The following is a 26,096-nucleotide window of genomic DNA, read 5'->3' as shown; positions in this document are numbered from 1 at the left end:
TCAAATAGGAATCACCAGCAGGGGGGTGTTGCCGTGGAAGATCATCTTACGGGCTATGCTGGGGTTAAAGATGCGTGTGATCATGCTGCGACGGTAGGTGCTGAAGGCGATCATGTCGATGCGCTTCTCCTCGACGAACGTCTGGATGGAGTCGAGCAGATCGCCGTCGTGCAACACGGTGTGCTCGATATTGAGGCCCGGATGTTGCTTGGTGAGGTACTCGTCCATGCCGGCCAGACGGATCTCGTTCCACTCGTTGTGGCTGGTGGAGATGTTGAACAGCTCGATCTGCACGGGGTATTCCTTGAAAATGGTGACAAAGCGCCCAAAGGCTTCGATGTCGCGCTTGTTGAACGACGTGGCGAAGGCTACGCGGCGACACTCGCCCAGGTCGCTGTAAGGGACATGCTCCGGGATGGCCAAGAGCGGCGTCTGGGTCTGCTCGATCACTTCGCCCGTGACGCTACCGATCAGGTCGATATTCTTCTGGTTCTTGCCGCGCGTGCCCATCACCATGAGCGTCGGGCGATACTCCTTGGCGTACTCCAGGATCTCCTCCTCAGGCACGCCTTCCTTGAGGATGTAGTTGTACTTCACCCGGGGCCACTCGCCGCTTTCCATCTTGCGATTGATCAGCGTGCACATGTTTTCGATGTCGGTCTGGACGCGCTTATAGACGGCTTGGATGGACTCGTTGCCGGCCGTTCCGGTCACGATCGGATCACGCGTGGCGAAGGGTAGCGCCGAGGGGATGTAGGCGCTGAAGTAGGCGTGCAGGAGCATGACTTCGGCGTCAATGCGGGCGGCGTGGCGGATGCCCGTCTCGCAGGCCTTGATGGAGTAGTCCGAGAAGTCGATGGGGATAAGCACCTTCTTGGGAGCGTTCTCGTCGGCGCCCTGCTCGTCGGTCGCCTCGCTCAGACACTGCGTGTCCTCGATGATGCGTAGGGCGTGCGGCAGGTCTTTCTCGTTGATCCGCACACGCACACCGGCCGAGATGACGGGCTGGATCTGATTCACGTTGTGGATGTACGCCTCGATGCCTTCGGCCTCGAGCAGCGTCTTGAGGATTTGAGCCTTTTCATACGTATGAATGGCCAGGGTGACTAATTGCTTTTCCATGTCTATGGTCCTCCTTTTGAATGATTGATGCGTAGAGTAATGTGAGTGATTGGGGCGGGGTAGTCATTCGATCGTTGGCGCCCTTTCCTGACTCGGGAAATGACCTCTCCCGAAGGTTAGACCCATTTCCTGACTCGGGAAATGACCTCTCCCGAAGGTTAGACCCATTTCCTGACTCGGGAAATGGCCTCTCCCGAAGGTTAGACCCATTTCCTGACTCGGGAAATGGCCTCTCCCGAAGGTTAGACCCATTTCCTGACTCGGGAAATGACCTCTCCCGAAGGTTAGACCCATTTCCTGACTCGGGAAATGACCTCTCCCGAAGGTTGGCGTCATTTCCTGACTCGGGAAGTGGCCTCTCCCGAAGGTTGGACCCATTTCCTGACTCGGGAAATGGCCTCTCCCGAGGGTTGGGCCCATTTCCTGACTCGGGAAATGACCTCTCCCGAAGGTTGGACCCATTTCCTGACTCGGGAAATGGCCTCTCCCGAAGGTTGGATCCATTTCCGAGGCTCGGAAGTGACCTCTCCCGAGGGTTGGACCCATTTCCGAGGCTCGGGAGTGACCTCTCCCGAAGGTTGGGCCCATTTCCGAGGCTCGGAAGTGACCTCTCCCGAGGGTTGGACCCATTTCCGAGGCTCAGAAGTGACCTCTCCCGAAGGTTGGACCCATTTCCGAGGCTCGGAAATGACCTCTCCCGAAGGTTAGACCCATTTCCGAGGCTCGGAAGTGACCTCTCCCGAAGGTGGGACCCATTTCCGAGGCTCGGAAGGGGGATGGGCGAGGGGTAAAAAAGATCCCGGACATCGTGCTGACTTGCATTGCTGCCCGGGATCTTCGTGTCGTCATTCCGATCTCACTTTGGGTATGTGAGCATCTCAGGATCGTACGGCGATCTACACTTTCTGCATCCCGAGGATGTCCAGCGCGCGATCGAGAATGGCTGTGTCGTCGATCATGACGATGCCGCCATCAGGACCCGGCTCGATGTGCAGGCCGCAGCTCTTGCCGTCTTTGTAATTCTCACCACCGAAGTAGTTACGTACAGTCTCAACCGTCACGCCGAGATCTTCAGCGATGCGATGAATGGTACCATCAGGCAGACGGTCCTTGATTGACCGGAGCTCATTGAATGTGATTGTCCTTGTCATGGTTCGTTTCTGTTTTTATTAATCAATACTTGAATGAAATAACGGCCCGAAAATAGGGGCTATAATGGTTCTGGGCAAATCCCCGACGGCTATTTGTCTTGCAGTCGGTTCAGGATCTCTCGAATCTTCTCGTAAGTGGTCAGTCGCGTAGGTACGAGGGGCAGTCGTAAGCGATTCTCAATGAAGCCCATCATGTTGAGCATACTCTTGACACCGGCAGGGTTACCGTCGACGAAAAGCAGGTCGAAGAGCTCCATGAAACGCGAATGAATGACGCGCGCATTGTCATAATCGCCTTCGAGAGCCAGACGCACCATGCGACTAAATTCGCGAGGGAAGGCGTTGCCGATGACGGAGATGACGCCCACGGCACCAAGTGCAATAAGAGGATAGGTGATGCCGTCGTCACCGGAAATGACTTGGAAGTCGGCCGGCTTGTTTTTGATGATGTCGTTCATCTGTTTGATGTTCCCCGAGGCCTCCTTGACGGCGACGATGTTGCGAAAGGTGCGGGCCAGGCGTAGGGTCGTCTCGGCGGTCATGTTCGTGCCCGTACGTCCGGGGACGTTATAGAGGATCACGGGGCGCGTGGTGGCTTCGGCGATGGCTTCGTAGTGGCGGAAGATGCCCTCCTGCGAGGGTTTGTTGTAGTAGGGAACGACGGAGAGGATGGCGTCCACGTCCTGTAAGTCGGCCTGTCGGAGCGTATCGACAACGGCGCGTGTGCAGTTGCCACCCACGCCAAGGACGACGGGCACGCGTCGGCGCACTTGCGTCACGACCAGCCGCTTGATCTCCGCCTTTTCCGTCTCAGTCAGGGTGGGCGTCTCGGCCGTGGTGCCGAGCACGACGAGATAGTCCGTGCCGTTCTGCACCTGATATTCCACCAGCTTCACGAGCGCCTCATAATCCACACTGCCGTCCGCCTTGAACGGTGTCACCAGTGCGATCCCCATGCCTTTCAAATCAATCAGAGCCATGCCTTCTACGGTCTTTCAGTCCTTAGTTCATCCGGCCGATTTTGCCGATCGAATGGCCTCGAGGTAGGTCATAATGTGGCGGAAGAGGAAGGGAATGTCGTGCACATCGTCTTTCATAACGATGGAGAGGTCGAAGAGATCCATCCCCTGCTCGCGCTTGGCCCCGACCTTAAAGGCCGACGGGTGTTGGAGCATCAGGTAGCGCATGACGGGCACCTCCTCGCTCGTCAGGTCGAGCAGCAAGTCGACCGTGAGGTTGTTGAGCTGCGTACGCATGTTCTTGTCCGGGAAGCCCCACATGTCCACGTCCTTCCCCTCCTCGACGGGCAGGAAGGCGTAATCCCAGATCGGGGTGTCCTCGTCCTTGCGGGTGTAAACGCAGACGTGCACCGTCTTGCCCTTTTTCTTCAATGTATCAATGCACGGCTCGATGGCTTTCCAGTCGCGAGCCTCACACATGATGAGGACGTAGCGGATATCGTCCATCGAGCGATAGCAGTGCTCGCGTGTCGTGGCGTTCTTGGCCAGCGACCTTATTTTCTTGTTCAAAAAGTGTGTTGTAAGAATCATACCCCTATCAGTTTTAAGAATTCGTCTTCGTTGAGGAGTTTCACCCCTAATTTTTCGGCCTTAGCCAGTTTGGCCGGGCCCATATTTTCGCCTGCCAGCAGATAGTCCGTCTTGCCGGAGATGGACGATGCGTTCCGCCCGCCGTGACGCTCGATCAGCTGCTTGTACTCATCGCGCGAATGGAGGGCGAAGGTGCCACTGATCACGAACGTGAGTCCCTTCAGCTTGTCCGATCGGACGCCGTCGTCGTCGCTCTCAGCCACCGCCATTTGTAGGCCATGCGCCTTGAGCCGACTGACCATAGTCTGATTGCGCGCCTCGGCAAAGAAGTCCACCACACTGCGGGCGATCTTCTCGCCGATCTCGTCCGTCTGCATCAGCACCTCGACCGTGGCCTGCGCCAACGCGTCGATCGAGGGATGCGCGTAGGCCAACTTGGCCGCGATGTTCTCCCCCACGCCGCGTATCCCAAGGGCAAAAAGCACTCGGGCGTAAGGCACTTGCTTCGAGAGCTCCAGACTGTCACGATAGTTCTTCGCGCTCTTCTCGGCGAAGCGCTCGAGGCGCATCAGGTCGGCCGGAGTCACGTCGTACAGATCCGAGGCGTCGCGTACGAGGCCGGCGTCATAAAGTGCCTCGACCGTCTCGGGGCCGATGTTGATGTTCATGGCCCGACGGCTGACAAAGTGCACGATCCGCCCCTTCACCTGCGGCGGGCATCCCCACTCGTTCGGGCAGTAATGCGCCGCCTCACCCTCCACGCGCACCAACGGTGTACCGCACTCCGGACACTGGCTGATGAACGCGACCGGTGCGCCATCCATTGACTCCGACCGATCCACCCCGACGATCTTCGGAATGATCTCGCCACCCTTCTCCACATACACGCGGCAACCGAGATGCAGGTCAAGCCCCTCCATGATGTCAGCGTTATGTAGCGAGGCACGGCGGACGGTGGTCCCGGCCAGCAGCACCGGCTCGAGATTGGCCACCGGCGTCACCACGCCCGTACGGCCCACCTGATAGTCGACCGAAACGAGGCGCGTCTCCGCCCGCTCGGCCTGGAACTTATATGCGATGGCCCACCGCGGACTCTTCGCCGTGGCCCCGAGCGCACGCTGCTGCCGAAGGGCATTTACCTTGAGCACAATGCCGTCCGTAGCCACGGGCAGGCGGTGGCGCTCGGTGTCCCAATGCGCGATGTAAGCCATAATTTCCTCCGGCGTGTGGCAGACACGCATGGCGTCGGACGTTTTGAATCCCCACCGGCGTGCCGCTTGCAAATTGTCGTAATGATTGTCCGTGGGTAGGTTGTCGCCCAACATATAATATAGGTACGCATCGAGGCGTCGCAAAGCCACAATGCGCGGGTTCTGGAGCTTCAGTGTGCCCGAGGCGGCGTTACGCGGATTGGCAAAGAGGGGCTCCTCCTGCGCCTCACGCTCTCGATTGAGGCGCTCAAACTCGGCCCACGGCAGGAGCACCTCACCACGCATTTCGAGCCTTTCGGGCCACCCCTCGCCACGCAGTCGGAGGGGAATGGAGCGGATGGTGCGCACATTGGCCGTCACGTCGTCGCCACGCACGCCATCGCCGCGTGTCACGGCCGTCACGAGCCGCCCGCGTTCGTAAATGAGCGAGATCGATGTACCGTCATACTTCAGCTCGGCCACCACCTCGAAGGGCTCGCCGAGCGTGCGGGCGACGCGGTCGTAAAACTCCCGCACCTCGTCTTCGGAATACGTATTGCCCAGCGAAAGCATCGGGTATCGGTGCTCCACCTGCGTGAAGCCCTCCGTGAGGTCGCTGCCGACGCGCTGCGTAGGCGAATTGGGGTCGGCCAGCTCCGGGTGCGCAGCCTCAAGCTGTTGCAGCTCGCGCATCATCTCGTCATACGTATGATCGGAGATAATGGGCGCGGAAAGCACGTAGTAGGCATGGTTATGCTCATCCAGCGCCTCCCGCAGCCTCTCGATCCTGTTTTTTATGTCGTTCATTTACTCTAAAAAACCTTTGTCGGACGCAAAAGTAAACAGCCGGCCGAAATCTTTATCGGGCCTCTGCCCCGCAGCAATCCCTCTCTGCTCCCCCGAGAGTGCCTTTTGCGCCACCATAATGCCATCCTCAAAGCGCAACAACTTAGGGAAGGCAAACAGGCGCCTGTTTGGGGCACTCCAGTCTGCGCGAGAGTAAACAGGCAGCTGTTTAGGGCCCTGCATTTTGTGTAATGCCAAACAGGCGCCTGTTTGGTCAAGCTCCACTTTCCCCCAGCCTCGACAGAGGCCTTCCATGTCGCACTCACGCCTTATCTATCCAAAAAGCCCCTCGAATTATCGTCTATATTTGCCCGCCTTAACAACTGGATAACGTGATGAATAAACAGTTACGGCTAAAAGACAAAGCCTTCGAGCTTTATATCCCGGAGAGGGAAATTGTGGCGGCCATTGATCGTATGGCCGGAGAAATACGCCGCGATATGGAGGGTCGAGACCCGCTCTATGTGGGCATCCTCAACGGCGCATTCATGTTTGTATCTGAATTGGTGAGCCGACTCTCGCCCCAGTCTGAGCTGACGTTTGCCGCCTATTCGTCGTATCACGGCACCAAGTCCGACGGCATCGTCCGCGAACTGCTGCCCATACGCAACAAAGACACCGAGCGCCCGATTGTCCTCCTGGAGGACATCATCGACACGGGCTTGACCATGCAATACGTCACCCAGCGACTGCGCCAAGAGGGTGTCCGCGACGTACGCCTGGCCACCATGCTGCTTAAACCCGGATCGCTGCAGTGCGACCTCCGCCCGGATTACGTGGGTATGGAGATCGACAACGACTTCATCGTCGGCTTCGGGCTCGATTACGACGGGCGCGGACGCATGGCGCGTGACATCTATAAAATCGTAGAACTCTAATCTCTATAGCACTATGTTCAATATCGTAATATTCGGTGCACCCGGCTCAGGCAAAGGGACACAAAGCAAAATGATCGTCGAGCGTTACGGCTTCGACTATATCTCTACCGGCGACATGCTGCGCCAAGCCATCAGCCAGGGCAGCGAGCTGGGACGAACGGCTAAGGAATACATCGACCGCGGGCAACTCGTACCCGACGATCTGATCGTCCGTCTCATCGCTGACTTCCTCGATGGCAAGCACGGATCGAAGGGCGTCATCTTCGACGGCTTCCCCCGCACCCTGAAGCAGGCCGAGGCGCTCAAGACGATGCTCAACGAACGCGGCACAGACATCCACATCCTGCTCGACCTGCAGGTGGAGGACGACGAGCTGGTAGACCGACTCATCGAGCGCGGCAAGATCTCCGGCCGATCAGACGACAATCCGGAGACCATCAAGGCCCGACTCGACGTCTATCACACCCAGACGGCCCCCCTGGCTACGTATTACATCGGCGAAGGGAAGCACGTCGCCATCAAGGGCATCGGACGAATCGAGGAGATTTTCGAACGCATTGCTGAGGCCATCGACCGCGTCAAAGACAGATAAATGGCTGAATCGAATTTCGTTGACTACGTCAAGATCTATTGCCGCTCGGGCAAGGGCGGCGCCGGGTCGGCCCACTTCCGCCGCGAGAAGTACATCCCGCGCGGAGGGCCCGACGGCGGCGATGGCGGACGGGGCGGACACGTCTATCTGCGCGGCAATCGGAACTATTGGACGCTGCTGCACCTCAAGTTCGAGCGTCACGTGGTGGCCACCTCCGGCCGCAGCGGCGGCGCCAAACGCAGCACCGGGCGCGACGGCGAGGATCGCATCATCGAGGTGCCCTGCGGCACGGTGGCCTTCGACGCCGACACGGGCGAATACCTCTGCGACGTCACCGAGGACGGGCAGCAGGTGATGCTGCTCAAAGGCGGACGCGGCGGCGCTGGCAACACCCATTTCAAGACAGCCACGAATCAGGCGCCGCGCTACGCTCAGCCGGGCGAGCCGGCTCAGGAGCGTAAGGTGGTGCTGCAACTCAAACTCTTGGCCGACGTCGGGCTGGTGGGCTTCCCCAATGCAGGCAAATCGACGTTGCTGTCGGTCGTCTCAGCCGCCAAGCCGAAGATCGCCGACTATCCCTTTACCACGCTGGAGCCTAACCTGGGCATCGTCAGCTGGCGTGACAATCGCTCGTTCGTCATGGCCGACATCCCGGGGATTATCGAGGGCGCCAGCGACGGCCGCGGACTCGGGCTGCGCTTCCTCCGCCACATTGAACGCAACGCTTTGCTGCTGTTCATGGTGCCCGCCGATGCAGATGACATCCGTAAGGAGTACGAGATCTTGCTGCGAGAGCTGGAGCGCTACAACCCGGAGCTGATGGGCAAGAGTCGCATACTGGCCATCACCAAGAGCGACCTCCTCGACGAGGAGCTGACCGAGGCGCTGTCGGCCGACTTGCCGGACGACCTACCCTGTCGCTTCATCTCGTCCGTCACGGGGCAGGGCATCACCGAGCTGAAGGACCTGCTCTGGCAAGAGCTGAACCGCGAGACCTTCCACGACGCCGACGCCATCGTCCACCGCGACATGGATATGAGCCTCATGGCCGACGACGACGAAGCGTGGGACATCCCTCCCGAAGAGGAAGACGCCGACGACGCTGACGCCGATCTCGAGTTCGATTGGGAAGAAGAATAAGCCGCGGCCAACCGTAACATATACCGCAAGCGAAGAATGCCGGGTACATGTGGGAGAGAGTTCCCATCGTGTACCCGGCATTCTTTCTATTGATCGGCGACCATTCACAGCAGGTCGGCGCCTCGCACTCGCTCTGCGGCCTCACGGCGGATAGCCTGCCGTACGTCCTCAAACGCGGTGCGATCAGGATAGTACGTCATCGTGCCGCAGCGAAGCCAAGAGAGCGTGTCGGCGTAACTCAGCAGGTGATCCAGATCGTGCGAGGCCACGAAGACGGTCTGCCCCCGCCGCCGATACTCCGTGAGTAGGGCCGTGACGAAGGCCGAGGAGCGGAAGTCGAGACCGTTGAATGGCTCGTCAAGCAGCAGCACGGCGTTGTCCTGCAAAAGCAGCCCCATCAGATAGAGCTTTTTCAGCATCCCCGTGGAGTAGACTTCGGCGTACTCATCAAGCGGCAGCTCGAAGGCCGCATTGAGTCGCTCGAGCCGAGCGGCGTCATAGGGCAGGCCGCGAGCCGTGACGTAGAATCGCAGAAACTCCCGCCCAGTGATCATCGGATACATGTACAGCTCGGCAGGCAGGAACCCGACACGCGTCTCGGGCGAAAACATCGGCTCGCCCTCGAAGGGCAATCGGCCGGCCATGCACCGAAAGAGCGTCGTCTTGCCCGCGCCATTCTCGCCCAAGAAGCCGTGGATGCGGCCCGCGGCATAGTCTTGTCGGAGGTCGTGGAGTAAGGTCCGTCGGCCGTATTCCTGCCGGATGATGTTTAAGTGGTAGGACATAAGAAATGCTTCATATTATAGATGGACAATCCGTGCAGCCCCACGAGAATGACCGCCAACGAGGCGACGGCCACGCCGACAGGCACAACCGACAGCCACACGGCCGACCCCACGATCAACACGCCCGCCACTACAATAGACGTGAGCAGGTGAGGATAAAAGGCATAGGCGGCGTAAAGAAGCACCATCGCCACATAGACCGACAGGCCCGCAACGCCGGCCAACCATCCCGCGCGATCGGGGAAGGCTGCGACTGACAGCGGCAGACTCCAGCCGATCGGAATGAGCGTGCAGAGCGCACCCTCTGTGGCCTTGCGACGCACGAGGTACGCGGCGCTTCGGTAGACGCGCAGGAAGGGCGACGGATCCGGGTGCCTGTAATAGACCGTCAAGGCGGGTGCGCAAACCATCACGCCTATGGACACGCCGGCCATGTCTGCATTGCCATTCGCGAGAGCAAGGAGCAGCAGCGCACCCCCGATCAGGCCGGCCCACAGCGCCCCCGACCGATAGCCTGCGATCCACACGTAGGCCGCGGCAAGTGGCCCACCGAAACGCAGTCGCTGAAGGATCGCCCCTCCGTTCGCGGAAAGGTCGCGCAGACGATAGCACGACAGCATCGTCGTGACCGCCGTGCCCACCGTCGCAGCCAACAGCCCCGCCCACGCATCGAGCAGGAAGAAGGGCACGGACAGCAATAGGCAGCGACCGACGAAGACAAACGCGGGACGTATGCCCAGCTCGTCAAGCAGCGCCAGCTCCGTGCGCCCCATGCGACACACGCCCGTGCCAACGGCTACAAACACGCCTACCGCCCATCCCGCAGCCGACGCCTCATGAGGCAGCTCCGCCCGATGCAATCCGTAACCGACGGCTACGGCAATGGCCGCAAACAGCACCTTGGCCACCACAGGCAGCGCACCGAACAGCCGCGCCAAGGATCGCAGTCGCAGCCCGAGGTAGAGGCGGTAAGCCGTAAGAGCACGTTTCACAGGCTGAGGCTACACACGTAGAGTATCAACGACGCCACCGAATTATTCGCCGCATGAAACAGCCACGACGGTACGATGCTATTGCTCCTCACCGTCACATAGGCTCTGAACAGTCCGGAGACCACCTTGGGCACAATCGGCAACAGGTTGATCACTGCAAAGTGGTCGTGATTCATCAGATGTACGCAACCAAAGGCGATCGAGGAGGCATAGATCAACACACGCTTATGTCGGCCAATCAAGCCCAGCGTCCAATCGCGGGCTTTCCTGTTTACCAACATCGATCCGAGCCACAGCGCCACCAGTAGCATCAACGGATAACGCAACCACGGCAGCTCTCCGCACCAACTTTCTCCGAGCGAATAGGGAAGAAAGAGTATGGGCAGGGCGGCTATCACCACGTATTTCTTTTTGTGGAAAAGCAGGAAGCCTCGAAAGCCCAGCTCCTCAACTAAGGGGATCAGCAGGATGTACCGCAGCAGCTTCTCCGGGGTGAGCGCCACAAGGTTCGACGCATCGATCATTGGTTTTTGGGTAATCCACCCCTTCGAAAACACACACAGATAGGTCAGCAACTGGAGCACGGCAAACAGCCCGAGCGTCCCCCAGCGGTAAATGGTAGCACCCGCCGCATGCGGGTCTTTCAAAAACAGCAGGAAGTCCTGCCACACACTCCGCGCTACCGTCTGATTCAGTTGTTCATTATTCCTCATCTCTTTTTTGTTTGGGTTTAGTGGTCGCAAATGAACAACGCCCACGCCAAACGTTGCGCTGGGGACTCGCACGCCGTGCAAGGCCCCAAACTTGCCGGGTTTTACTACTCGCACGCCGTGCAAGGCCCAAAACTCGCCGGGTTTTACTACTCGCACGCCGTGCAAGGCCCAAAACTCGCCGGGTTTTACTACTCGCACGCCGTGCAAAGCCCCAAACTCGCCGGGTTTTACTACTCGCACGCCGTGCAAGGCCCAAAACTCACCGGGTTTTACTACTTGCACGCCGTGTAAAGCCCGAAACTCGCCGGGTTTTACTACTCGCACGCCGTGCAAGGCCCCAAACTCGCCGGGTTTTGCTACTTGCACGCCGTGCAAGGCCCAAAACTCATCGGGTTTTGCATCTCGCACACCGTGCAAGGCCCCAAACTCATCGGGTTTTGCATCTCGCACACCGTGCAAGGCCCCAAACTCGCCGGGTTTTACTACTCGCACGCCGTGCAAGCCCCGAAACTCGCCGGGTTTTACTACTCGCACGCCGTGCAAGGCCCCAAACTCGCCGGGTTTTGCATCTCGCATGCCGTGCAAGGCCCGAAACTTGCCGGGTTTTACTACTTGCACGCCGTGCAGGCCCCAAACTCGCCGGGTTTTACTACTCGCACGCCATGCAAGCCCCAAAACTCGCCGGGTTTTGCATCTCGCATGCCATGCAAGGGCAAAATGGGATCATCGAGAGAGATGGTTACCCGTGTTGCCCATAAAGATCTATCGCTGACATGAATCATGGCACGGGCTTTGTAATCCTCGCGGGCGCGCTGCGATGACATATAACTATATAATAGGTCGACGCTCCGGCCGTGATCGGGGCGCGGCGTTATCTTTGCCAGCCATTTTTACAGGAAAGAAAAGAACAAGGATGAGTAAGAAAGCAAGAGAGAGGTTATACATGTCGGACACGCACGACATAGACGAATCAATGGGCGCCGTGATGCCCATACTGATGGATTGCGATAAGGATGAAGATTTCTCGGAAGGTATGGACAAGGTGGGCGAGACGCTCCCCATCCTGCCGCTACGCAACATGGTGCTCTTCCCCGGCGTGGCCATGCCCATCTTCGTGGGGCGGCCGAAGTCGATGCGCCTGATCCGAGAGGCTTCACAGCGGAAGATCTTAGTCGGTGTCGTCTGCCAAAAAGATGCGGAGGTGGAGGAACCCGGCCTGGACGACCTCTACCCGATCGGCACCGTGGCCGAGGTGTTGCGTGTGCTGGAGATGCCCGACGGATCGACGACGGCCATCCTACAGGGACGCAAACGCATGGCCCTGCACAGCCTGGTCGACACGGAGCCTTACCTAAACGGCGCCATCTCGCTGCTCGACGATCAGCCCGCGGGCAAGGACGACCGCGAGTATGAAGCCCTCATCTCTACCATCAAGGATCTCACGATAAAGATGATCGAAGCGGCCGGCGATCCGCCCCGCGAGCTGGTCTTCTCCATCCGCAACATGCAGAACACGATGTACATGCTCGGCTTCGCCTGCTGCCACATCGTGGCTAACCCGGACGAGAAGCAGGAGCTGCTGGCCATCGGCGATGTGAAGAACCGCGCCTACCGCCTCCTTTTCATCCTCAACCGCGAATATCAGCTGATTGAACTCAAGACGTCGATCCAAATGAAGACGCATGAGGACATCAACAAGCAGCAGAAGGAGTACTTCCTGCAGCAGCAGATGAAGGCCATTCAGGAGGAGCTGGGCGGCAACATGAACGACATCGAGATCCGCGAGCTGCGCGCGCAAGCCAAGAAGAAAAAGTGGCCCAAGGAGGTCGGCGAGACATTCGAAAAGGAGCTGGCCAAGCTGGAGCGCATCCACCCACAGTCGCCCGACTACTCCATCCAGTCGCAATACGTGCAGACGATCGTCGGCCTGCCGTGGGGCACTTACAGCCGCGATAACTTCAGCCTCACGCACGCCCAACGTGTGCTCGACCGCGATCATTACGGCATGGAGAAGGTCAAGGAGCGCATCATCGAACATCTGGCTGTGCTCAAGCTCAAGCGCGACCTGCGCTCGCCCATCCTCTGCCTCTACGGCCCTCCGGGCGTCGGCAAGACGTCGCTCGGACGATCCGTGGCCGAAGCGCTGGGACGCAAATACGTGCGCGTCTCGCTGGGCGGCCTGCACGACGAGGCCGAGATCCGCGGCCACCGACGTACCTACATCGGCGCCATGATGGGCCGCATCCTGCAAAACCTGCAAAAGGCGGGCACCTCGAACCCCGTCTTCGTGCTCGACGAGGTGGACAAGGTGGGCAGCGACTTTAAGGGCGATCCGGCCTCGGCCCTCCTCGAGGTGCTCGACCCGGAGCAGAACACCACCTTCCACGACAACTATCTCGACATCGATTACGACCTGAGCAAGATCCTCTTCATCGCCACGGCCAACAACCTGAACACGATCTCGCAGCCCCTACTCGACCGCATGGAGCTGATCGAGGTCAGCGGCTACATCCTGGAGGAGAAGATCGAGATCGCCATGCGCCACCTGATCCCCAAACAGATGGAGGCACACGGCATCACGAAGGGCACCGTGCGCTTCCACCGAAACACGGTGCGCGCCATCATCGACTCCTACACGCGGGAGAGCGGCGTCAGGGCGTTGGAGAAGAAGATCGCCAAGATCATGCGGCGGCTGGCGCGCAAGATCGCCTCGGACGAGGCCGTGCCGGCGGTGCTCAAGGTGGACCACCTCCGGGAGTATCTCGGGCCGGTGGAGTACACCCGCGACAAGTATCAAGACAACCGTTACGCGGGCGTCGTCACGGGGTTGGCCTGGACAGCCGTCGGGGGCGAGATCCTCTTCGTGGAGTCGAGCTTGAGCCGCGGCAAAAGTGCCAAGCTCACCATCACGGGCAACCTGGGCGACGTGATGAAGGAGTCGGCCATCTTGGCCCTGGAATACGTCCACTCCCACGCCGCACAGCTCGGTATCGAGGAGTCGCTGTTTGAGAATTGGAACGTGCACATCCACGTACCCGAGGGCGCCATCCCGAAAGACGGCCCGAGCGCGGGAATCACCATGGTGACGTCGCTCGTCTCCACCTTCACGCGCCGCAAGGTGAAGAGTAACCTGGCCATGACGGGCGAGATCACGCTCCGCGGCAAGGTGCTACCCGTGGGCGGGATCAAGGAGAAGATCCTCGCAGCCAAGCGGGCCGGCATCCGCGAGATCGTGCTCTGCGAGGAGAATCGCAAAGACGTAGAGGAAATCAACCAGACCTACGTCGAGGGCTTGACGTTCCACTACGTGGCCGACATCATGCAAGTGATCGACACGGCACTGCTCGACGAGAAAGTGAAGGATTGATCAGGGTTTTCAGCCCCCTCCGCACTTTTGGAAATGCTTGCGGAACTTCCGCAAATCAAAAAACCACTTTTAATGGCTTGCGGAAGTTCCGCAAATCGAAAAAAGAATGTTTGGGCATTTGCGGAAGTTCCGCAAGCGAAAAAAAACGTTTTGGCATTTGCGGAAGTTCCGCAAATCGAAAAAAGAACGTTTTGGCATTTGCGGAAGTTCCGCAAGCGAAAAAAAAGCGTTTTGGCATTTGCGGAAGTTCCGCGGGGCATTTCCAAAACCTCTTCGGACACAAAAAAATCTCCGGGAGAGCCATTTATCGGTGCTCTCTCGGAGATTTTTTGGTTTCACGGGGTAAGGGTATGCCATACGCGCCCCGACCTTTCCTGTACTCGGTAAACTCTAAGGGGGGGCGGGGGCATTCCTGATACCCGTCCGGGGGACTTACATCCCCTGCCGCTTGGCCTCGTCCCAGATGGCGTCCATCTCGGCCAGCGTCATATCCTTGAGCGAGCGGCCGCGGCGGATGGTCTGCGCCTCGAGGTAGTCGAAGCGACGGCGGAACTTGGCGTTCGTGCGCTCCAGCGCATTGTCTGGGTTGATGCCGTAGAGGCGCGCGGCGTTGATGACGCTGAAGAGGAAGTCGCCCATCTCCGCCTCGGAGGCATCGGCGTCAGCGCGATCCAGCTCGGCGCGTAGCTCGCCCAGCTCCTCGCTGACCTTGTCCCACACCTGCTCGCGACGCTCCCAATCGAAGCCCACGTTGCGCGCCTTGTCCTGCATGCGGTAGGCCTTGATGAGCGCGGGCAGCGACGTCGGCACACCGTCCAGCACGGTGCGGTTGCCGTCCTTCTCCTTCAGCTTCAGCTGCTCCCAGTTCTGCTCCACGCGGTGCGTGCTGCCCTGGACGTCGGTCGTGCCATAGACGTGCGGATGGCGATAGATCAGCTTCTCGCAGAGTGCGTCGCAGACGTCCTTGATGTCGTACTGGCCTTTCTCCTGGCCGATCTTGGCGTAAAAAACGATGTGAAGCAGCAGGTCGCCCAGCTCCTTTTTGATCTCCTCGGGGTGATCTTTGAGGATGGCCTCGCTCAGTTCGAAGGTCTCCTCGATGGTGTTTGTGCGAAGGCTTTCGCGCGTCTGCTCGCGGTCCCACGGGCATTTCTCCCGCAGGTCGTCCATGATGTCGAGCAGGCGGCCGAAGGCCTCCATCTTTTCTTTTTTCGTATGCATGATGTGTGTGTCAATTGAAAATCTAAGAAGCTAAAAACGAAAAACGACCGGGTACCTGATGAGGTTGGTGGCGTGTACCCGGCCATTTTTCGTTGTTTGTTTTTAGCTGTTCGTTATTCGTTATTCGTTTCGCCTTGTTGTTTATACCGCGTCAGGCCGTCCTCAAGGAAGCGGACGTACTTCGAGGCATCCTCATCGAAGGCGTACGACGGGGCGAGCGGCCGACCCTCGTTGTCGAGGATCACGTAGAAAGGCTGCGCGTTGGCGCCAAACTTCGAGCGTTGCAGGTAGCTCCACTTGTCGCCGATCGTTTTCAGTCGGCGCTCCTTCTCGTTCTCCGTGATGGTGAGCGCTTCGGGCAGCTTCGTCTTGTCGTCCACCATGAGGGTGATCAAGACATACTTCTCTTCGAGCAACTTCTTCACCCGCGCATCCGTCCAGACGGCCGCCTCCATCTTCCGACAGTTCACACAGCCGTAGCCCGAGAAGTCAATCAGCACCGGCTTCTTCACGCGTTTGGCGTAAGCCATACCCGCCTCGTAATCCTCAAACACGGCGTGCACCTCATCCTTATACAAGTTGAAATCCTGCGTGTAGAGCGGTGGAGCAAAGGCGCTGACAGCCTTCAGCGGCGCGCCCCAGAGGCCGGGGATCATGTAGACGGAAAAGGCGAGCGAGACGATGGCCATGAAGAGCCGCGGCACAGACACGTGGCGCAACTCGCTGTCGTGACTGAAGCGGATCTTGCCCAAGAGGTAGAACCCGAGCAGGGCGAAGATGACGATCCACAGCACGAGGAACACCTCACGGTCGAGCAACCGCCAACCGTAAGCCAGGTCGGCCACGGAGAGGAACTTCAGCGCCAGCGCCAGCTCCAGGAAGCCTAGCACCACCTTCACCGAGTTCAACCAGCCGCCCGACTTGGGCATGTTTTGCAGCATGTTCGGGAAGATGGCAAACAGCGCAAAGGGAATGGCCAGCGCCAGCGCGAAGCCAAACATCCCGACGGCCGGCCCGATCGTCTTGCCCTGCGATGCAGCCTCGACGAGCAATGTGCCAATGATCGGTCCCGTGCACGAGAACGACACAAGCGCCAGCGTGAAGGCCATGAAGAAGATGCTCAGGATGCCCGACGTAGAGTCCGCCTTGCTGTCCATGCGGTTCGTCCACGACGCCGGCAGCACCAGCTCAAACGCCCCGAAAAACGACACGGCAAACAGCACCAGCAGCGCGAAGAAGAGGATGTTGAACACCGCGTTCGTCGACAAGTCGTTCAGCGCGCTCGCCCCGAACACACCCGTGATGAGCAGCCCCATCGCGACGTATATGATGATGATCGAGGCACCGTAGATCAGCGCGTCGGCAATGGCTTTGCGGCGACTCTTGTTACGCTTGAGGAAGAAGCTGACCGTCATCGGAATCATCGGCCATACGCACGGCGTGAGTAGTGCGATGAGTCCGCCCGCAAGGCCAGCCAAGAAGATGTAGATCCACGACGTATCCGCGGCCGAAACGGTCGCGTCGCCGAAGGATTTCAGGTTGTCGATCACCGGCGTCCACCATTCCGGGCGATCCGTCAGCATCCCCTTGGGCGTCGTCGACTGCGATCCGCCTGATACGCTCCCCTCGGAACTGTCCGCGCTCGTGGCGTCGGATGAGGCATCGTCCGTAGCCGTGTCGGCGTTGTCCACATCCGAGCCAGCGTCCGTGTTGCCATCCGTCGCAGAGGGTTCGGCCGCCTGCTTGGTGCGCGCCACGTGTTTGCGATCGAAGGTGAACGACTCCGTCTCAGGCGGCAGGCACGACTCGTCGTTGCAGGCCATAAACTCCACTTCGCCCACCATCTTAAATGCCTTCGGGTCGGTCACGCGGATCTTCTGCGTGAACGTCACCGAATTGGAGTACCACCGCAACTCGAGGCCCGGGTACGACACCTCGTCGCGCGTCACGGTCGGACGCACCGAGGCCGTGGGCTTGCCCACCAGCTCGGCGCCCTTCAGCTTCTCGTATTTGATCGACGTGGAGATCGGCCCGCCCTTGGGCAGATTCATGTCATAAATGTGCCACCCCCGATTGATTGTAGCCGTGAAGGTCAACGTCTTCTCAGCCTCCTCGGAGTCTTCCAAATTGATTTTCCACTTCACCGGCGTCAGGATCTGCGCCTGCACCGATGCTGCGATAAGCATTAACAGTCCGAACCAGCGGACACTTCGTTTTATCTTTTCCATGCGATGAATGAATGTGTTTGTTTTTCCGGGGCACAAAACTAAACGTTTCGTTTTCACACAAAAATGCGCCGGAAAGGTGTGGAATCGAAATCCCTCCTACCCTCCGGCGCACATTCCCATGCGTAGCGCTGTGTGCGCTTTACTCCAGACCGGCCTTAAATCTTACCGACCAAGTCGATGCTCGGCTTGAGCGTCTTGTTGCCCTTCTTCCAGTTTGCAGGGCACACTTCGCCGTCGTGTCCGGCAACGAACTGCGCAGCCTCTACCTTGCGGAAGAGCTCCTCGGCGTTACGGCCGATGCTGTTGTCTTGGATCTCGGCCACTTTGATTTGGCCTTCGGGATTCACCACGAACGTGCCGCGGTAAGCCATGCCCGACTCCTCGATCATCACGCCGAAAGCGCGTGAGAGGGCGCCGGTCGTGTCGGCCAGCATCGGGTAGGTGATCTGACGGATGCTATCCGATGCGTCGTGCCATGCCTTGTGAACGAAGTGCGAGTCTGTGCTCACGGCGTACACCTCTACGCCAGCGGCCTTGAAGTCGTTATACTTGTTCTGCAGGTCGAGCAGCTCGGTGGGGCACACGAACGAGAAGTCGGCGGGATAGAAAAAGAATACGGCCCACTTGCCTTCGATGTCCTTGTTCGTCACTGTTTTGAACTCTCCGTTATGGAATGCCTGAACCTTAAATTCAGGTACTTGCTGATTGATGATAGGTAGCATGAAATATGACTGTTTTAATGATGTTTTACTTGTGGAAATTGTAACCGTTACAAATCCGACGCAAATGTAAGCGCATTTCTCAATTCTGCAATATCAAGATTGCAAAATCGAAGCCGCAAAGCCCTCTCGAGAAGTGGGTGAAAGGGATCGAGAGATGAGATCTGATGCCGGAAGTTGGGGTAACGCCATTGTTTTCAAGAGATGGCCTCACGCGATCGTCTGCGAGGCCTTTTTCGAGTGGAGAAGCATTCATCGCCTATCGAACGGACGAATTGTCCCTGAGAGAGGGCTTCGATTCATTCTCCGCGGAGCTATTTCTCACCCGAGATCCTTTCTCGGCCTTCAAATGGAGGGTAGAATCAATCGAGGAAAGAATGTCGGGGAGCATTTTTAGTTCTTCGTGCTGTCACATGAATCTAATCAATCTGTCATACATAGATTCGTGCATGCACATAGATATATAAACGCCTTATTGAATAAGCCCTCCATGTACATAGATACATAATTACTGCTTATATATAATCCTGCACACACGTGAATATGGATAACTAATCCATCATATTTTCGTGCACACATGTATATATGAAAGATATACGCATCTGATCCATCTTATCCTGCGTACAGGTAAGAGCTTATACGATTATCCGTTATACGTGCAAGCAATAAATCATAAGATCATCTATTTCATATCGAAATGTATGGATGTAATAGAGAAAACAATCTTATACACCTCTTTCTGCGTCCACATGGATAAGTACAAGTATATTTCAGATGATCATTCGCGCACATCCTCTTGAAATAAGTATGTACTATTATCAGTGCATGCACATTATTGCTTGAATATAACTGATCTATTTTTCGTGCACACACGAAAATCCAAACAAAACACCGGAGAGGGGTTTGCTACGTGTTTCGGAGATGCCGAGAAAGGCGGCGGGAGCTTTGCGAGGTGTTTCTTGTACGCTTCGATATGAAAAGGGCCTCGAGCGATCTGTTTCTTGTCGCAACAGAAAGCCCGAGGCCTGTTTGTATCCTTCTTTTCTTGCCTTGATGCAAGAAAAGAAGCAAAAGAAAATCAAGGCGTCAGGGACGCCGGCCGATTTTGTCGGGTGCCCGATAGATCATTGACCGTCTACGGCGTGGCGGAGGCGCTCGAGGGCCTCGCTGAGGATGGCGCGGGGGGTGCCGACGTTGATGCGCATGTAGCCTTCGCCACCGGGGCCGAACATCTGGCCGTCGTTGAGGGCGAGGTGAGCGCGGCGGACGAAGAGGTCGATGAGGGCGTCGTGATCGAGGTTGAGGCCGCGGCAGTCGAGCCAAACGAGGAACGAGGCTTCGGGACGCAGCGGGCGGATGGCGGGCAGGTGGCGCGCGAAGTAGTCGATCAGGTAGTCGATGTTGGCCTCCACGTAGCCGAGCATGGCGCGGCGCCAGGGTTCGCCGTAGCGATAGGCGGCGATGGTGGCGATGGGCGCGAAGAGGGTCGGCTCGTCAAGCTCGTTGGCCGAGAGCCAGCGGTAGAAGCGGCGGCGGAGGGTGTCGTTCGGCACGATGGCGTAGGAGCTGACGATGCCGGCGATGTTGAACGTCTTCGAGGGGGCGCCGAAGGTGATGCTGCACGCCGCGGCCGCGTCGGAGACGGTGGCGAAGGGCGTGTGGCGGTGGCCGTAGAGGGTCATGTCAGCGTGGATCTCGTCGGAGATGACGAGGACGCCGCGGCGGTGGCAGATGTCGGCCAAGCGGCGGAGTGTCTCGGGGCTCCAGACGATGCCGGCGGGGTTGTGCGGATTACTGAGCAGGAGCATGCGGCACTTGGGATCGGTGTCTAAGAGACGGTCCAGGCCGTCGAGGTCCATGGCGTAACGACCATCCTCGAGCGGGAGGAGTGGGTTGTGGACCACCTCGCGGTCGTTGCCCTCGGGGGTGAGGCGGAAGGGATGGTAGACGGGCGGCTGGATGACGACTTTCTCGTCGGGTCGGAGGAAGACGTTGATGGCCATACCGATGCCCTTGACGATGCCGGGGATGTAGGCGAGCCACTCAGGGCGAACGTCCCAGTGGTGGTGCTCGTTGATCCAGCGGATGATGGTGGGGCGATAGTCGGGCGGCTCGACGGTGTAGCCGAAGAGGGAGTGCTCGAGGCGCCGGCGGAGGGCGTCGGTGATGAAGTGCGGGTTCTCGAAGTCCATGTCGGCCACCCAAAGGGGCAGCAGGTGGGCGTTGCCGTAGCGCGGTTGGAGGGCTTCGAGTTTGAGTGCGCCGGTACCACGGCGGTCGATGACTTTGTCGAAATTATAGGTGGACATCTGTTACGAGTTATAAGTTACGAGTGAGGGCGGATCACCCAGTGTCCGCTCGTTGAGTTATTAGTTAGTCGGACACGGCTTGCTTGAGATCGTCGAAAAGGTCGTCGGGGTCTTCGAGGCCGATGGAGAGGCGGATGAGGTCCTCCTTGATGTCCATGTCGCGGCGTTGCGCTTCGGTGAAGTTGCCGAAGATGGTGCTGGCCGGGTGGATGGCGAGCGATTTATTGTCGAAGAGGTTCGTGGCGCGGCGGACGAGCTGGAGGCGGTCGATGAAGCGGAAGCAGGCGTCGCGGTCGGCGAGCTCGATGGTGAGCATGGCCCCGGCGGTGTCGCCAAACTGCTGGCGAGCCAGGTCGTGGTAGGGGTTGTCGGGCAGACCGACGTAGTTCACGGCGCGGACGGCAGGAAGCTCGCGGAGGCGCTCGGCCAGACGGAGGGCGCTGGCGGCCTGGATGCGATAACGGGCGTCGAGCGTCTCGAGTCCGATGGTCTGCATGTAGGCTACGTGAGGCGTCATGTAGGCGCCGAAGTTGAAGAGCATCTCGGTGCGCATGCGGCGGCCAAAGTCGGGCGTGGTGCCATAGTCAGCCACGAGTCCGCCGATGGAGGTGGCGCCGCCGGAGAGGTATTTGGTGGTGGAGACGATCTCGACGTCAATGCCGAGTGCGCGGGCGTCGAAGCAGGTGAAGGGGATGAGCGTGGTGTCGGCCATGAGAGGCACGCCACGGCTACGGGTGATGCGCGAGAGGGCGCGGAGGTCGGCCACCTCCATCTGCGGATTGGTGATGATCTCGAGGAAGAGGGCGCAGGTGCGGTCGTCGATGGCCTGCTCCACGGCGCGGAGGTCGGTCAGGTCGCAGAGCACGGGCTCGATGCCAAACCGCCGGAGTGTGCCGGTGATGAGGGAGTAGGTGTTTCCGAAAAGATGGCGCGAGGTGACGATCTTCTGTCCAGCCTCGGCGACAGCCAAGAGGGCGTTGCTGATGGCGGCCATGCCGGAGCTGAGCGCGATGACGTCGGTGGCGCCGGTGAGTGCGCGGACCTTATTCTCGAAGAAGGTCACGGTGGGGTTCATGACGCGCGAATAGTCCGGGTCGTCGGTACGACCACAGAAGGCATCGGTCATGCTGAGGGCGTCGCCAAACTCGTAGGCTGCGGTGTGATAGACGGGCATGCTCAGGGAGCTGTAGGCGTCCGGGCGCTGAAATTGGGTGTGGATAGCTTGGGTTTGCTTCTTCATTCTTCGTTTACTGTATATGTATATGCGTTCGTTCTTGAAAACGGCGCAAAAGTAGATATAAAGAAGAGAGAAAGCCGGCGATGCAGTGTATCTACTGACATCGTCGGCTTCGATTTAGAATAATCTTCTGCTTAGGGGGCTATTCTCCGACTATAAGAGGCATGCAGCCCCTGCTTCGGGCGGGCAGCGCAGGATGGCGGTTCTGCGCAGCTTCCTCTTAATGGTCGGGTTACATCTCTTCCTCAGGAAGGACGAACTGCATCTCATCGCGCATGAGGGCGATCTCCTCGAGGTCTATACCGGCGCGGAGCAATGCGGATCGATCGGCGTCGAAGAGGTTGGCGAAGAAGCCGAAGTCCTTACCTGCGGCGGCTTGCAAGTAGTAGGCGTAGGCCTCCTTGACGTGGCCCGAAGCCCACTCGGTATGGCCGGCATTGAGATAGTCCTCCGGCTGCGGCTGCTCGGCGATGAGCTTGCGATAGCTGGCGCGCGCCTGATCGTACTTGCCAAGAACGAATGAGCACCAAGCCACACCGCGCCCTCCCTTGGCGTTGGTCGGGTCGAGGTAGTCGACCTTGAAATAGTATTTCAGCGCCTCGTCGTACATCTTCTGCTCCAGGTAGCAGTGGCCGATGTGGAGCAGTACGGACAGGTTGTCAGGCTCCAGCCGCTCGTGGCGGAGCAGGAACTCGAGGGCACGGGCGGGCTGCTTGAGGGCGCGATAGCAGGCAGCGATACGTCGGAGGAGCCATTTGCTGTCGGGATTGATCAGCTCGGCGCGGAGGTATTCGCGCAGGGCGCCATCCACGTCGCCGATCGACTGGAGACAGTAGCCGAGCTTCTGGTGGAGCATCTCGCTGTCGCCCTCGCCTCGCTGAAGCAACTCCTCGTAGATAGGTCGGGCGTCGTCGGGGTATCCCTTGCGGAGGTAGACCTCGGCGATGCGGAGGAGCGTCTCGGCGTCGCTGAGATAGGGCCGAAGGATGGGGAGGCGGTGGAAGTCGAGGCCGCGCTCGAAGATGTCGTCGAAGTCGCCACGGCCGGGATGGAGCTTATAGAAACGGTAGAGGTTACGGATGTAGAGGCCGATGAGTCGCTCCTCGTGCTTCCCGCGATCGCCCAGTTCGGCGGCTTCCTGCTCTCGGAGTTGGGAGAAGTCGCCACGGAGCTGTTCGCCCAGTGCGCGCCGTTGTGCGTCGGGCAGGTGAAGTATGCTGAAGCAGAAGGAATACTTGTCAGAGTCGCACATAAAGGCGGCCAAGCTCAGTATGCCGTCGGCAAAGCTGTCTCCGTTGTGGTCGCGGAGGGCCGTGTGGCGAGGGGTGAAAGGCAGGAACCAGTTGCCCGTCTCGTGGAAGAAGGGGAAGCGCTTGAGCGGTCCGAAGGTGGTGTGAAGCATGTCGATACCCTCCTCTTGCAACTCGCCATATTCACGCATCCAGGCTGACAGCTTGTCGCTCCGCCCAACCATGCGCTCCATCCATTCGGGGTTCATCTCCTCGCCGGCAATCTCCTTGAGGAAGTCCGTCGTAGGACCCTTGCCGCCTTGTGTGGTCAGCTTCATGATCTCGGGCAGGATCTCGTCTTTGAGTCGATGGGCCACCTTCTCCGTTTCGCGGGTGAGGATGAAGCGGACGATGACGGAGGAGAGTCGGCGGCGGAAGTCGGGCATCTCGGCCAGCATCTCGAGTCGCTCCTGCACCTCGGGATAGAGGTCGAGGCGCGTGCTGTACGTGTAGAGCGTGAGGCAGATGGCCACGAGCGCTTGCAGACTGACGTTGACCGTGTCGGCCTCAGAGAGTGCGGCGGCGTCAAAGAGTAAGCGCATCTTCTCTCGATCGAACGACGCTTGCAAGCCGAGCAGGAGGGCAGAGACGAGAAGCGTCTTCACGTCGGTGGGAAACGAGTGACTGCACAGTGCTTCACGTATAGCAGACGCGGTGTCGGCGTCGATAAATTCAGTTGTCCAGAGCGCATCGAAGAGACGATTGGCCGCGGGCTCGCCGTGCTCACGGTCGCCGGCCTCGGCGTAAAGCGCCACCTGCCGCAGGATGGACGTGATGCCAATGCCTGCATAACGGACGGAGCGACGGACGGAGTAATAAGTAGCGGGCGAGATGTCGCCAAAAGCTGCGTGACGGACGGCGTCGGCCAGCTCATAGGCGCGGCGACGAATGTCGGCACGGATGCGGTGACGCGTCGGGTCGTTGGAGCCTTCGACGTAGTAGTGCAACATATATTTATACGTGTTCTGTAGCTCCTCGACTCGGGAGGTGAAGGCGTGTTGGCCGGTGACCGTGATGAAATGAGTGAGCAGGTCGAAAGCCTCTTTCATCTGGCCGTTGTCGATTCGCCTGACGAGATTTTTATAGGTGTTGGTAAGCTCTTGGAGAGTCATTGGTTGGGGGTCTATATTGGAGTGATGGGGTATTTCGTGTGAAATAAAATGCCAGTTGATTTTACAAATGCCATGCCAAAAGGCGGATAAACATCTCACCTCCAGACATGGCTCGAGGCCATCGGCCGCGCATATCTTTGCGGCGTAAATCATAAGCGAGTCATACAATGAAGCGTAAGTTGAAAAAGAACAAGATCGTCATGCGTACGATTATCGTAAAGAAGAAGCCCACGCAGCCGCGGTGGGTGATCGACTCGGAAACGGGAGAGAAGATCTCAAGAACAGGCCTTGCGATGCGAGAATGTCGGAGACGCGGCGGACTGCTCGAGGTTGTCGATATGGATGCCGTGTTAAAGTGAAGCGCCGTGAGATACTTGTTGGATACGAACATCTTGGTTTTTTTGGCATTGGATCAAGAGGAACTATCTCGAGAAGTCCGTGATATTGTAGAGAACTACTCCAATACACTTTGCACAAGCGCGATCTGTATGGTTGAGCTACTCCAGCTCTATCGCATTGGCAAGATCCGCTCAAAGCATAAAACGATCGATGCCATACTCCGCATTCTGATTGACCAGTTCTCGTTAGAGGTTTTGCCTTTTGGAGATAGGCAGATAAAGACGTTGAAAAATCTGCACATCGCCAACGACCACAACGACCCGTTCGACCACATGGTAATCTCACACGCCATCACGGATCGACTGATTCTGATTAGTTCCGACAGGAAGTTCGAACGATACGCATCCCAGCGGCTCGATTTTGTCTTCAATGTGAGATGAGGAGATGAATGGAAGCCGTGAGGAGCAATGATCGTCGGGGAACTTACTTGAGATAGGTTCTCCGACGTTCGTTTTTCGCGCCTTCATTTTCCGCTTTTCCCATTCGGCCTACTTTTGTCGCGCGTTGGAGAGGAGAGATTCCCCCTCAACGAACGAAAGTGGTATCCAAGTGTTTTTTATCCCTATTTATTTCGACAGATATGTACAACAAACTGAACGACACCATCACCAGACTGATGGGGCTGCGCTACCGCTCGCATCCGTGGCACGGCATTGAGGTGGGCAAGGAGGCCCCGCAAGTGATCACGGCATTTATTGAAATGGTGCCCACGGACACGGTGAAGTATGAGCTGAACAAGGTGAACGGCTTCCTCTGCATCGACCGTCCGCAGCGCTACTCGAACGTCGTGCCGGCGCTCTACGGCTTCATTCCGCAGAGTTATTGCGGAGAGGGCTTTGCCAAGTACTGCATGGACCAGCTCAAGCGAGAGAATATCATGGGCGACCATGACCCCTTGGACATCTGTATCCTGACCGAGAAGGACATCGCCCACGGCGACATCATCGCCTCCGTGCGACCCATCGGCGGGCTGCGCATGCTGGACGGTAACGCGGCGGACGACAAGATCATCGCCGTGCTGCAAAACGACGCTACGTATGATTCATACAACGACATCGGCGACCTGCCCAAGATTGTCCTGGAGCGACTCAAGCACTACTTCCTTACCTACAAGGACATGCCGGGCGAGAAGAAAAAGAACGTCGAGATAGCCAACGAATACGGCCGCGAGGAGGCTTACGAGGTGATCCGACACTGCCTCGAGGACTACAAGATCTACCTCGACGAAATGCACGACATCTTACGATAAAAGACTA

The 26,096-nt window shown here is 58.4% G+C and carries 21 protein-coding genes; 7 read left to right on the top strand and 14 right to left on the bottom strand.

What is annotated here, in order from left to right:
* The 5 genes from C7123_RS11185 to ligA all read right to left on the bottom strand — a co-directional run bounded on the left by C7123_RS11185 (position 1) and on the right by ligA (position 5,820).
* Positions 1-1,122 carry a universal stress protein gene (locus C7123_RS11185; RefSeq protein ID WP_069175088.1) on the bottom strand — a complete coding sequence of 374 codons (1,122 nt, stop codon included), beginning with the start codon at positions 1,120-1,122 and terminating at the stop codon, positions 1-3.
* A gap of 896 nt (positions 1,123-2,018) precedes the next feature.
* Complete coding sequence (locus C7123_RS11175; protein ID WP_037982754.1) at positions 2,019-2,273, bottom strand: hypothetical protein; 255 nt, start codon at positions 2,271-2,273, stop codon at positions 2,019-2,021.
* 89 nt (positions 2,274-2,362) lie between these two features.
* Positions 2,363-3,253 (bottom strand): 4-hydroxy-tetrahydrodipicolinate synthase, encoded by an 891-nt coding sequence (gene dapA / locus C7123_RS11170; RefSeq protein ID WP_037982755.1) that lies wholly within the window; start codon positions 3,251-3,253, stop codon positions 2,363-2,365.
* Between the two features lie 27 nt (positions 3,254-3,280).
* Positions 3,281-3,823 (bottom strand): DUF6913 domain-containing protein, encoded by a 543-nt coding sequence (locus C7123_RS11165; RefSeq protein WP_037982756.1) that lies wholly within the window; start codon positions 3,821-3,823, stop codon positions 3,281-3,283.
* Positions 3,820-5,820, bottom strand: coding sequence for an NAD-dependent DNA ligase LigA (gene ligA / locus C7123_RS11160; RefSeq protein WP_069175086.1), 2,001 nt, complete (start codon positions 5,818-5,820; stop codon positions 3,820-3,822). The genes C7123_RS11165 and ligA overlap by 4 nt, the downstream gene beginning before the upstream one ends.
* A gap of 374 nt (positions 5,821-6,194) precedes the next feature.
* Here ligA and C7123_RS11150 point away from each other — a divergent pair, with 374 nt between their 5' ends.
* From C7123_RS11150 to obgE, 3 genes are read left to right on the top strand one after another with little or no spacing between them, the layout of a single operon-like run.
* Complete coding sequence (locus C7123_RS11150; protein ID WP_037982758.1) at positions 6,195-6,737, top strand: phosphoribosyltransferase; 543 nt, start codon at positions 6,195-6,197, stop codon at positions 6,735-6,737.
* A gap of 13 nt (positions 6,738-6,750) precedes the next feature.
* The gene (locus C7123_RS11145) at positions 6,751-7,329 is read left to right on the top strand and encodes an adenylate kinase (RefSeq protein ID WP_037985344.1); all 579 of its coding nucleotides are present in this window, start codon (positions 6,751-6,753) and stop codon (positions 7,327-7,329) included.
* A complete protein-coding gene (gene obgE / locus C7123_RS11140) occupies positions 7,330-8,469 on the top strand; it encodes a GTPase ObgE (RefSeq protein WP_069175084.1) in 1,140 nt (379 codons plus the stop codon).
* A 104-nt stretch (positions 8,470-8,573) separates the two neighbouring features.
* Here the strand turns inward: obgE and C7123_RS11135 are convergent, their stop codons facing one another.
* The 3 genes from C7123_RS11135 to C7123_RS11125 are packed head-to-tail and all read right to left on the bottom strand — an operon-like array spanning position 8,574 to position 11,577.
* Positions 8,574-9,254, bottom strand: a complete 681-nt coding sequence (locus tag C7123_RS11135; protein WP_069175083.1) for an ATP-binding cassette domain-containing protein — start codon at positions 9,252-9,254, stop codon at positions 8,574-8,576.
* Complete coding sequence (locus C7123_RS11130) at positions 9,239-10,246, bottom strand: hypothetical protein (RefSeq protein ID WP_069175082.1); 1,008 nt, start codon at positions 10,244-10,246, stop codon at positions 9,239-9,241. Before C7123_RS11130 ends, C7123_RS11135 begins: the two co-directional genes overlap by 16 nt.
* Entirely contained in the window at positions 10,243-11,577 is a 1,335-nt protein-coding gene (locus C7123_RS11125) for a CPBP family intramembrane glutamic endopeptidase (RefSeq protein ID WP_159049913.1), read from the bottom strand. Before C7123_RS11125 ends, C7123_RS11130 begins: the two co-directional genes overlap by 4 nt.
* Positions 11,578-11,872: 295 nt before the next feature.
* On the opposite strand from C7123_RS11125, the gene lon reads away from it, so the two are divergent.
* Entirely contained in the window at positions 11,873-14,326 is a 2,454-nt protein-coding gene (lon, locus tag C7123_RS11120; protein ID WP_069175078.1) for an endopeptidase La, read from the top strand.
* 432 nt (positions 14,327-14,758) lie between these two features.
* Here lon and mazG read toward each other — a convergent pair whose 3' ends face one another.
* The 6 genes from mazG to C7123_RS11090 all read right to left on the bottom strand — a co-directional run bounded on the left by mazG (position 14,759) and on the right by C7123_RS11090 (position 24,441).
* Complete coding sequence (gene mazG / locus C7123_RS11115) at positions 14,759-15,547, bottom strand: nucleoside triphosphate pyrophosphohydrolase (RefSeq protein ID WP_069175077.1); 789 nt, start codon at positions 15,545-15,547, stop codon at positions 14,759-14,761.
* A 113-nt stretch (positions 15,548-15,660) separates the two neighbouring features.
* On the bottom strand, positions 15,661-17,775 hold the full coding sequence (locus C7123_RS11110) for a protein-disulfide reductase DsbD family protein (protein WP_069175076.1): 2,115 nt from the start codon (positions 17,773-17,775) through the stop codon (positions 15,661-15,663).
* Between the two features lie 155 nt (positions 17,776-17,930).
* Positions 17,931-18,497 (bottom strand): alkyl hydroperoxide reductase subunit C, encoded by a 567-nt coding sequence (ahpC, locus tag C7123_RS11105; protein ID WP_069175075.1) that lies wholly within the window; start codon positions 18,495-18,497, stop codon positions 17,931-17,933.
* A 1,121-nt stretch (positions 18,498-19,618) separates the two neighbouring features.
* Positions 19,619-20,803: a MalY/PatB family protein gene (locus C7123_RS11100; RefSeq protein WP_069175074.1), complete on the bottom strand. Its 1,185-nt coding sequence runs from the start codon at positions 20,801-20,803 to the stop codon at positions 19,619-19,621.
* A 64-nt stretch (positions 20,804-20,867) separates the two neighbouring features.
* Positions 20,868-22,043: a trans-sulfuration enzyme family protein gene (locus C7123_RS11095; protein ID WP_069175073.1), complete on the bottom strand. Its 1,176-nt coding sequence runs from the start codon at positions 22,041-22,043 to the stop codon at positions 20,868-20,870.
* A 229-nt stretch (positions 22,044-22,272) separates the two neighbouring features.
* On the bottom strand, positions 22,273-24,441 hold the full coding sequence (locus C7123_RS11090; protein ID WP_069175072.1) for a tetratricopeptide repeat protein: 2,169 nt from the start codon (positions 24,439-24,441) through the stop codon (positions 22,273-22,275).
* 167 nt (positions 24,442-24,608) lie between these two features.
* Here C7123_RS11090 and C7123_RS11085 point away from each other — a divergent pair, with 167 nt between their 5' ends.
* From C7123_RS11085 to C7123_RS11075, 3 genes are all read left to right on the top strand, one after another.
* Positions 24,609-24,800, top strand: a complete 192-nt coding sequence (locus C7123_RS11085) for a hypothetical protein (protein ID WP_069175071.1) — start codon at positions 24,609-24,611, stop codon at positions 24,798-24,800.
* 6 nt (positions 24,801-24,806) lie between these two features.
* A complete protein-coding gene (locus C7123_RS11080; protein ID WP_069175070.1) occupies positions 24,807-25,220 on the top strand; it encodes a type II toxin-antitoxin system VapC family toxin in 414 nt (137 codons plus the stop codon).
* A 200-nt stretch (positions 25,221-25,420) separates the two neighbouring features.
* Complete coding sequence (locus C7123_RS11075) at positions 25,421-26,089, top strand: inorganic pyrophosphatase (protein WP_038000002.1); 669 nt, start codon at positions 25,421-25,423, stop codon at positions 26,087-26,089.
* The last annotated feature ends 7 nt before the right edge of the window (positions 26,090-26,096 follow it).

It is taken from the genome of Tannerella serpentiformis, assembly GCF_003033925.1.
In the GTDB taxonomy this organism is placed as follows: Bacteria; Bacteroidota; Bacteroidia; order Bacteroidales; family Tannerellaceae; genus Tannerella; species Tannerella serpentiformis.
Note: the sequence above shows the minus strand (reverse complement) of the source record. Positions and strands in the feature narration are given on the sequence as shown.

What these genes read in the sequence shown, in the direction of transcription:
- C7123_RS11165 (WP_037982756.1), bottom strand. Translation starts at nt 3,823, where the DNA reads ATGATTCTTACAACACACTTTTTGAACAAGAAAATAAGGTCGCTGGCC.
- ligA (WP_069175086.1), bottom strand. Translation starts at nt 5,820, where the DNA reads ATGAACGACATAAAAAACAGGATCGAGAGGCTGCGGGAGGCGCTGGAT.
- C7123_RS11150 (WP_037982758.1), top strand. Translation starts at nt 6,195, where the DNA reads ATGAATAAACAGTTACGGCTAAAAGACAAAGCCTTCGAGCTTTATATC.
- C7123_RS11145 (WP_037985344.1), top strand. Translation starts at nt 6,751, where the DNA reads ATGTTCAATATCGTAATATTCGGTGCACCCGGCTCAGGCAAAGGGACA.
- lon (WP_069175078.1), top strand. Translation starts at nt 11,873, where the DNA reads ATGAGTAAGAAAGCAAGAGAGAGGTTATACATGTCGGACACGCACGAC.
- C7123_RS11185 (WP_069175088.1), bottom strand. Translation starts at nt 1,122, where the DNA reads ATGGAAAAGCAATTAGTCACCCTGGCCATTCATACGTATGAAAAGGCT.
- dapA (WP_037982755.1), bottom strand. Translation starts at nt 3,253, where the DNA reads ATGGCTCTGATTGATTTGAAAGGCATGGGGATCGCACTGGTGACACCG.
- mazG (WP_069175077.1), bottom strand. Translation starts at nt 15,547, where the DNA reads ATGCATACGAAAAAAGAAAAGATGGAGGCCTTCGGCCGCCTGCTCGAC.
- ahpC (WP_069175075.1), bottom strand. Translation starts at nt 18,497, where the DNA reads ATGCTACCTATCATCAATCAGCAAGTACCTGAATTTAAGGTTCAGGCA.
- C7123_RS11075 (WP_038000002.1), top strand. Translation starts at nt 25,421, where the DNA reads ATGTACAACAAACTGAACGACACCATCACCAGACTGATGGGGCTGCGC.
- C7123_RS11095 (WP_069175073.1), bottom strand. Translation starts at nt 22,043, where the DNA reads ATGAAGAAGCAAACCCAAGCTATCCACACCCAATTTCAGCGCCCGGAC.
- obgE (WP_069175084.1), top strand. Translation starts at nt 7,330, where the DNA reads ATGGCTGAATCGAATTTCGTTGACTACGTCAAGATCTATTGCCGCTCG.
- C7123_RS11090 (WP_069175072.1), bottom strand. Translation starts at nt 24,441, where the DNA reads ATGACTCTCCAAGAGCTTACCAACACCTATAAAAATCTCGTCAGGCGA.
- C7123_RS11085 (WP_069175071.1), top strand. Translation starts at nt 24,609, where the DNA reads ATGAAGCGTAAGTTGAAAAAGAACAAGATCGTCATGCGTACGATTATC.
- C7123_RS11135 (WP_069175083.1), bottom strand. Translation starts at nt 9,254, where the DNA reads ATGTCCTACCACTTAAACATCATCCGGCAGGAATACGGCCGACGGACC.
- C7123_RS11175 (WP_037982754.1), bottom strand. Translation starts at nt 2,273, where the DNA reads ATGACAAGGACAATCACATTCAATGAGCTCCGGTCAATCAAGGACCGT.
- C7123_RS11110 (WP_069175076.1), bottom strand. Translation starts at nt 17,775, where the DNA reads ATGGAAAAGATAAAACGAAGTGTCCGCTGGTTCGGACTGTTAATGCTT.
- C7123_RS11100 (WP_069175074.1), bottom strand. Translation starts at nt 20,803, where the DNA reads ATGTCCACCTATAATTTCGACAAAGTCATCGACCGCCGTGGTACCGGC.